Annotated in this window: 6 protein-coding genes, 3 tRNA genes and 1 riboswitch; of the genes, 2 read left to right on the forward strand and 7 right to left on the reverse strand. The window is 35.7% G+C overall.

Going from position 1 to position 7,326, the window contains the following annotated elements; translation table 11 throughout:
- Positions 1–9: 9 nt before the first annotated feature.
- The 4 genes from dapA to lysA are packed head-to-tail and all read right to left on the reverse strand — an operon-like array spanning position 10 to position 4,037.
- Positions 10–879 (reverse strand): 4-hydroxy-tetrahydrodipicolinate synthase, encoded by an 870-nt coding sequence (gene dapA, locus FC97_RS13110; protein WP_054642101.1) that lies wholly within the window; start codon positions 877–879, stop codon positions 10–12.
- Entirely contained in the window at positions 880–2,037 is a 1,158-nt protein-coding gene (locus tag FC97_RS13115) for an N-acetyldiaminopimelate deacetylase (RefSeq protein ID WP_054642102.1), read from the reverse strand.
- 2 nt (positions 2,038–2,039) lie between these two features.
- The gene (gene dapD / locus FC97_RS13120) at positions 2,040–2,744 is read right to left on the reverse strand and encodes a 2,3,4,5-tetrahydropyridine-2,6-dicarboxylate N-acetyltransferase (protein WP_054642103.1); all 705 of its coding nucleotides are present in this window, start codon (positions 2,742–2,744) and stop codon (positions 2,040–2,042) included.
- Between the two features lie 9 nt (positions 2,745–2,753).
- Positions 2,754–4,037, reverse strand: a complete 1,284-nt coding sequence (gene lysA, locus FC97_RS13125; RefSeq protein WP_054642119.1) for a diaminopimelate decarboxylase — start codon at positions 4,035–4,037, stop codon at positions 2,754–2,756.
- Positions 4,038–4,112: 75 nt separating this feature from the next.
- Positions 4,113–4,290, reverse strand: a riboswitch (Lysine riboswitch).
- 145 nt (positions 4,291–4,435) lie between these two features.
- Between lysA and FC97_RS13135 the strand changes: the two genes are divergently transcribed.
- Together FC97_RS13135 and dapF are read left to right on the forward strand one after the other, a co-directional pair.
- Positions 4,436–5,794: an aspartate kinase gene (locus FC97_RS13135; protein WP_056968357.1), complete on the forward strand. Its 1,359-nt coding sequence runs from the start codon at positions 4,436–4,438 to the stop codon at positions 5,792–5,794.
- Positions 5,795–5,809: 15 nt separating this feature from the next.
- The gene (dapF, locus tag FC97_RS13140) at positions 5,810–6,775 is read left to right on the forward strand and encodes a diaminopimelate epimerase (protein WP_054642106.1); all 966 of its coding nucleotides are present in this window, start codon (positions 5,810–5,812) and stop codon (positions 6,773–6,775) included.
- 47 nt (positions 6,776–6,822) lie between these two features.
- Here dapF and FC97_RS13145 read toward each other — a convergent pair.
- The 3 genes from FC97_RS13145 to FC97_RS13155 form a co-directional block, all read right to left on the reverse strand.
- Positions 6,823–6,896 (reverse strand) — tRNA-Arg (locus tag FC97_RS13145).
- 191 nt (positions 6,897–7,087) lie between these two features.
- Positions 7,088–7,178 (reverse strand) — tRNA-Ser (locus FC97_RS13150).
- 14 nt (positions 7,179–7,192) lie between these two features.
- Positions 7,193–7,265 (reverse strand) — tRNA-Asn (locus FC97_RS13155).
- Positions 7,266–7,326: the final 61 nt, after the last annotated feature.

Below are 7,326 nucleotides of genomic sequence, written 5' to 3' on the forward strand. Positions count from 1 at the left end.
AAAAGACTCCTAAAGATTCAATTTTTCAAACAAAACATTTTTTTCTGCTTCATTCAACGATACGATTGGCAAGCGACAACCACCGACTTCATAACCCAACTTATTAAGAGCGGCTTTAACTGGTGAGGGCGAAGGATACATGAATAATGCAGCCATTTTGGGTGTTAATTGACGTTGAATTTTACCGGCTGTCTTATAATCGCCAGCATTCAATTTCTGATACATTTTAGTCATTTCATCACCGTAGAGATGTGAAGCTACCGAAATAACTCCGTTGGCTCCAATTACCTTGGCAAATAAAGCTTGTGCATCTTCACCACTATAAACATTAAAATCATCAGCTGTATGCTCAACAATGTATTCCAAGTCTTCCATTGTATTGCACTGTTTAACACCACTAATATTGTTATTCTGAGATAATTTAACAACTGTTTCCTTCTCCATTAACACGCCCGTTCGTCCAGGAATGTTATAAATCATAATTGGTAAAGGAGAATTTTTAGCAATGGCTTCAAAATGAGCTATCATCCCTCGTTGATTAGGTTTGTTATAGTAAGGAACTACAACTAATGCCATGTCGATACCTTGGACTTGTGCCAATTTATTAATAAAATCGATTGTTTGGACGGTATTATTACTACCAGCTCCAGCAATTATTGGTACACGTTCATCAACTATTTCCGTAAAATGACGATATAAATCTAACTTCTCATTTTCCGTTAACGTAGGTGTCTCGCCAGTCGTTCCCCCAATAACAAATCCCTTAGAACCGGTTGCTAACAAATGCTCTGTTAACTTCTTTAAAGCTTTATAATCTATTTTTAATTCTTCATCAAATGGCGTAATGATAGCTGTCATTAAATCAACATCTGTAAACATTTATTTTTCCTCCGGACTCATTCGATAATTCAAAAAACCTACTACAGCATCGACACCTTTTTTTATAGCGTCTTCTTTGGGAAGGAAATCATGTGAATGCAATGCTCCTGAGCTCTCCACTCCTAGCCAAAACATTGTTCCTGGAATCTTATTTAATAAGTACCCAAAATCTTCTCCGGTCATCTTAGGCTCGGTTTCAACAAAATCAACCGATGGTTGTTTTTGCATATATTCAATAAAATTCTTTGTTAGTAGTGGATCGTTTTCCACTGGGAAATAACCACCTTGGTTATACTCCACTGTAATTTGACAATTGAATGATTTCTGCAAACCGCTAGCAATCTCAGTTATTCTTTGACGAATAAACTCAATCATTTCTTGAGTTAACCCACGAATTGTTCCTTCCAAACGAGCTTGTCCAGCAATCACATTGCGGATCACTCCGGCTTGCATCTTGCCAAATGTTATCACGCCACATTTCGTAGGATCAATATTGCGAGAAATGACTGTTTGAATTTGATTAATAAAATTAGCAGCAATTACTATAGCATCATTGGCCAAATGTGGGTACGCTGCATGTCCACTTTTACCATTGATAATGATATTTACTTCTGTTGTTCCAGCAAACAATGTACCGTTACAGCTCCCTATAACGCCTGATTTCAATTCTGGATTGTCATGTAAACCATATAATTCATCAACTTTAAACTGACCACTAAAGGCCCCTAAATCATAAGCAACTTTCCCACCACTCTTACTCTCTTCAGCTGGTTGAAAGAAGAAAATTAAATTGTCTTTAGGTTGGTAGACACTAAAATAATTTAAAATTCCTAAAGCCACAGTCATATGAATATCATGACCACAAGCATGCATTACATGTGGATGTTTTGAAGCATAACTCAGTCCATTCACTTCATCAACGGGTAAGGCATCCATATCGCATCGATAACCGATACTCTTTTGAGGATTGCTTCCTCTGACCAATACCAACAGAGCAGTTGGTAATTCTGGTAGCTCTTTAATTTCCAAATTGGTCTGAGGAAAACTTGCAATTACTTGTTTCAAATAATCATGTGTCTGATATTCATTCATAGCTAACTCTGGAATCGTATGTAAATGTCGTCTAATCTCAATTAATTCATCACTAGTCAAAGTCATCTTTATAGCTTCCTTAAATTACTCTCAATTTGAGTTTTATCAGTTGTCTTTTGATCTTTGATTTTCAATACTTTAGCTGGTACACCGGCCATTACACTATTAGGCGCTACGTCCTTAGTAACGACTGCTCCAGCACCGATAACAGCGCCATCACCGACTTGCACACCTTCTAAAACCACCGCATTAGCACCAACAATAACGTTATCACCGATTCGAACTGGTTGAGCAGAGGCTGGTTCAATCACTCCAGCTAAAACTGCGTTTGCACCAATATGTGAATTTTTTCCAACAATTGCACGACCCCCAAGAACGGCTCCCATATCGATCATTGATTTTTCACCAATCTCAGCACCAATATTAATCACTGCTCCCATCATGATTACAGCATTTGCACCAATCTCAACTTGATCACGAATAATCGCTCCTGGCTCAATTCTGGCATTGATATGCTTAATATCCAGCATTGGTACAGCAGAGTTTTGTGCCGCTGTTTCAATATAAAAATCAGTTAAACGATTAATCTTTAAGATCGGTTCAATTACTTGGTAATCACCAATAATAATTGCTAAATCATTAGTTTTAAAAACTTTAACTTCATCCGGGAATTTAATTTGAGAAATATCACCTTGTAAATAAATCTTCACTGGCGTAATTTTCTTAGCGTTTCCTATATAATTGATAATTTCCGTCGCATTCATTTTTGTCATATTTTTCTCCTAATAATTACCATCTAATTTTACTAAATCCTCATAAGTTTCTCTTTTAACTACTAATTTAGCCTGCCCCTTCTCAACGAAAACAACTGCTGGTCTGGGATTACGATTGTAGTTCATAGCCATTGAATAACCATAAGCTCCAGTATCAAGAACCGCTAAAACATCTCCAACCTCCGTTTGTGGAAGCTTTTGATGATCAATCAAGATATCACCTGATTCACAATATTTTCCTGAAATATGGACCGTCTCAACATCTGCTTGATTCATCTTGTTAGCTACAACTGCTTCATATTTAGCTTGATATAAAGCTGGGCGAATATTATCACCCATACCACCATCAACAGATACATAAGATTCCAATCCAGGGATATCTTTTCTTGAACCAATTTTATAAAGCGTATATCCAGCCGGTCCCACAATCGAACGCCCTGGTTCGATCCAAATTTCTGGAATTTCTTTGCAATCCCGTTTTAATTCCTGACTGATGGCTGAAATAAAATCACTTGCAGTAATAGGATCATCATCTTCGTTATAACTGATTCCAAAGCCACCACCTAAATTTATTACCTGAGGCCAATAATTAAATTCATTCTGAAATTCTTTAGATATTTCAATCATCTTTTGAGCCAACATTTTAAATCCTTCAGTACCAAAAATCTGTGAACCAATATGGGCATGGTATCCTAACAATTTCATCTGGGGATTATCCAAAACTAACTTCAAAGCCTTTTTGGCCTGCCCAGACTTAACGTCGAATCCAAACTTACTATCAGTTTGACCAGTCTGATCATACTTATGTGTATGAGCTGAGATCCCGGGAGTTAACCGTAACATTACTTGAATAGTCTCTTGAGATTCTTTCAAAACTTGTCGTAAAAGTTCGATTTCATGAAAATTATCTAACATAATTACTCCAACATGATTTTTTACTGCCATCTGTAATTCTGCTAAAGATTTATTGTTACCATGAAAACTTATCTTGTCACTCGGAAAACCAGCAGCTAAGGCTGTATATAATTCTCCACCTGAAACAACATCTACATGTACATTTTCTTGCTTCATAACCTGATAAATAGCCTTGACGGCGAAAGCCTTGCTAGCATAACTAATTTGATAATTTAAATGTTCCTTTTCAAAAGCAGATCTAAATTCTCTTATTTGATTGCGAACTTTGGAAATATCAAAAACATAGAGTGGTGTTCCATATTCCCTAACTAAATCCACGCTATCAACACCATCTATCATTAAATGTCCATTTTTACTTGTTAATTCATCTATAATCATTTTCAAAACTCCTTTATCAAACAAAAAAAGATCTCTTTGCTTAATAACAAAGAGACCTTTTCGATCCACCTTAAATTTGTCATAAGCTCAACGTGATATAAAATCACGACAGTTCGTATTCTCTTATTAATACGCCCCAGTTCATCAGATCCTGTAAGATCTAACACTTCGGCAACTTCCCCTTTCAATGAGTTCAAAGTCATTACAGTGACTCCCTCATTTACTCATGTCCGTTGCGACCTCTTTTATTGGTATTAAGATTATAACAATACTCATTATTCGTCAAGTAATATTAAAAAATAACTGATTTTTCTAACTTTATCGTGTTTCTCCTTGTCATGACGGCTAAAAATGATACACTCATCATTAAAAACTATTTAATTTTAGGGGTGTATTTCATGAAAGTTATCAAGTTTGGTGGTAGTTCCTTGGCCACTGGAGAACAATTTGAGAAAGTTATTAAGATTATTAAAGAAGATATTGAGCGTAAGGTTATCGTAACTTCTGCACCTGGAAAAAGATTTTCCAATGACACTAAAGTTACTGATCTGTTAATTCAGTATGCCAATGCTGTAATTAATCAAGATGACTATCAAAAGATTGAAAATAATATCATTTCCAGATATCAAGAAATCAGTGATCACTTCAAACTTGATGATTCAGTAATCAAACTTCTAAAATCCAAACTAGATAAACTGACTCAAGATAAGTTTACCGACAACGACCATTTAATGGCTGCATTTAAAGCTCACGGTGAATTTTTAAATGCTATTTTACTGACACAAGTCCTTAACGCTCAAAATATTAAAGCAATCTTTATCGATCCTAAAGATGCTGGTATCAGAGTTCATGGTCAACCCAACGATGCGGATATTTCATCTGAAACTTACAGCAATTTGGAACAACTTCAATTGCCTAAAGACTCAAGAGTCGTCTTCCCAGGATTCTTCGGATACAGTGCTGATGGTTCAATTTATACCTTCTCTCGTGGAGGATCAGATATTACTGGTGCCATTCTTAGCCGCGGATTGAATGCTGATCTATACGAAAACTTTACTGACGTTGATGCAATTTACGTTGCCAACAATCACATCGTCGATCATCCACAAGCAATAAAGAAGATGTCCTATCGTGAAATGAGAGAGCTATCTTATGCTGGTTTTTCCGTTTTCCAAGATGAAGCCATCATTCCCGCCGTTAAAGGACAAGTCCCTGTAAATATTAAGAATACTAACAATCCTCAAGCAGATGGAACTATGATTGTCCCTGAACAATTCATCTTTGATCCTTCTAACCAGATTACCGGTATTGCTTGTTCTAAAAGATTCTCAGCACTTTATTTACACCGTTACCTCTTAAATAAAGAAGTTGGTTTTACTTTGAAACTTTTAAAGATTTTTTATAAATATAATATTTCTTATGAGCATATGCCTTCCGGAATTGATGATTTAACTGTTATCTTTGATCGTAGCAAACTAGATAAAGATACTATTCAAAAGCTCTGTCGTGATGTTAAAGAAACTCTTCAACCGGATTACCTAGAGTGGATCGATGATTATGCCATTATCATGGTAGTCGGTGAAGGAATAGCCCATAATATTGGAACTATCGGTAAAGTCATTGATTCCTTAACTCAAAATGATATTGCTATTCATATGATTAACCAAGGTGCTTCCCGAATATCTATCATGATTGGGACTCGTGCTTCAGATGCTGACAATGCTGTACAACAAATTTATAAAACTTTTTTTGATTAAGCGAGGTTCAAAAATATGGTTAAACTATTAAAAGTTCATGGTTCAGAGAATCAATTTTTTATCTTGGACCAAACGATTCTAGATAACAAATTAAATGATAATGAATTAAAGAATTTAGCAATTAATCTTTGTAAAAATATTTTAGACGGTGCTGACGGACTTTTAGTCATTGACACTAGCGATGACTGTCTTGGTAAAATGCGTGTTATCAACGCTGATGGTAGTGAAGCAAAAATGTGTGGTAACGGATTACGAACAGTTAGTCGTTATCTATCAGAAAAATATCAATTAGATCATTTTTCTGTTGAAACTTTGGAATCCAATTTATCAGTCAAAAGAGCAACTGATTTTTATTCTGGAGTACCAGCTTTCAGTGTTGAGATATCCCCTATATCATTTAATAAGATGGCTCTTCCCTTTGTCTATAAAGATCTTACCGAAATGATAAATTCAGAGATACCTGAGTTCGTACCAGAAGAAAAGTTTTCAGCTATCGCTGTACCGAATCCACATCTTATCAGTTTTGTCTCCGAAATCGATCACAATACGCTCAACAACCTTGGTCAAAAACTAAATTCCGTAAACCAATATTTCCCTGAAGGGGTTAATGTCAGTTTTGCTAAAATATTAGACACCAATAAATTATTCGTGCAAACCTTTGAACGTGGTGTTGGCTTTACTAATGCCTGTGGAACCGGTATATCAGCGACGAGTTTAGTCTTTGCCCTATTGTATCCAGATCAATTTGATTCCAACAGAGATATTACTGTTTACAATCCTGGCGGTATGGTTAAAACTAATATCGAATTAAATCCAACCAAAGAACTAAGTAAGATCCATCTAATTGGCAATGCTACTTTTACACACACCATCGAGGTTTCTGAAGAGGCTTTACATCTAAACGAACTAGATAATTTAAAAATTGAAGATACCGGTGAGGAGAAAGATTACCAAGATTTTGTAAAAAGTATTAAAAGATAAAAAAAGAGACTTATGATAAAAATATCATAAGTCTCTTTTTTTCGTTATGCGCCTAGTAGGAGTCGAACCTACAACCTTCTGATTCGTAGTCAGACACTCTATCCAATTGCGCTATAGGCGCGTAATAAATCAACGAAAATAAGTGTATCATATATCCTTACGGTTTGTATATATTTATTTAAAAATAATTTACAATCTCTTTAATTCAATGATGTTTCTTTATATTGAAAAACATTCACTGGAAACAAAAAAACACTATATCGTCTGATATAATGTTTTTTATTGGTATAATATCTTTTGAATTTGTCCTGACGGAGAGTAAGGGGTTCGAACCCTTGATACAGGTCAATACCCGTATACATGATTTCCAATCATGCTCCTTCAACCACTCGGACAACTCTCCAAGGTAAAAAAAAACTCCGGATGTCAGACTCGAACTGACGACACCCTGATTAACAGTCAGATGCTCTACCAACTGAGCTAATCCGGAATAATAACAGCGTAGCAACTATCTATCCTCGCGGGTAGTTTCCCACCAACTACTTTCGACG

The organism is Companilactobacillus kimchii DSM 13961 = JCM 10707 (assembly GCF_001435445.1).
In the GTDB taxonomy this organism is placed as follows: domain Bacteria; phylum Bacillota; class Bacilli; order Lactobacillales; family Lactobacillaceae; genus Companilactobacillus; species Companilactobacillus kimchii.

Excerpts from the sequence above, each read along its gene's own strand:
- lysA (WP_054642119.1), bottom strand. The coding sequence starts at position 4,037 with ATGATTATAGATGAATTAACAAGTAAAAATGGACATTTAATGATAGAT.
- dapF (WP_054642106.1), top strand. The coding sequence starts at position 5,810 with ATGGTTAAACTATTAAAAGTTCATGGTTCAGAGAATCAATTTTTTATC.
- dapD (WP_054642103.1), bottom strand. The coding sequence starts at position 2,744 with ATGACAAAAATGAATGCGACGGAAATTATCAATTATATAGGAAACGCT.
- dapA (WP_054642101.1), bottom strand. The coding sequence starts at position 879 with ATGTTTACAGATGTTGATTTAATGACAGCTATCATTACGCCATTTGAT.
- FC97_RS13115 (WP_054642102.1), bottom strand. The coding sequence starts at position 2,037 with ATGACTTTGACTAGTGATGAATTAATTGAGATTAGACGACATTTACAT.
- FC97_RS13135 (WP_056968357.1), top strand. The coding sequence starts at position 4,436 with ATGAAAGTTATCAAGTTTGGTGGTAGTTCCTTGGCCACTGGAGAACAA.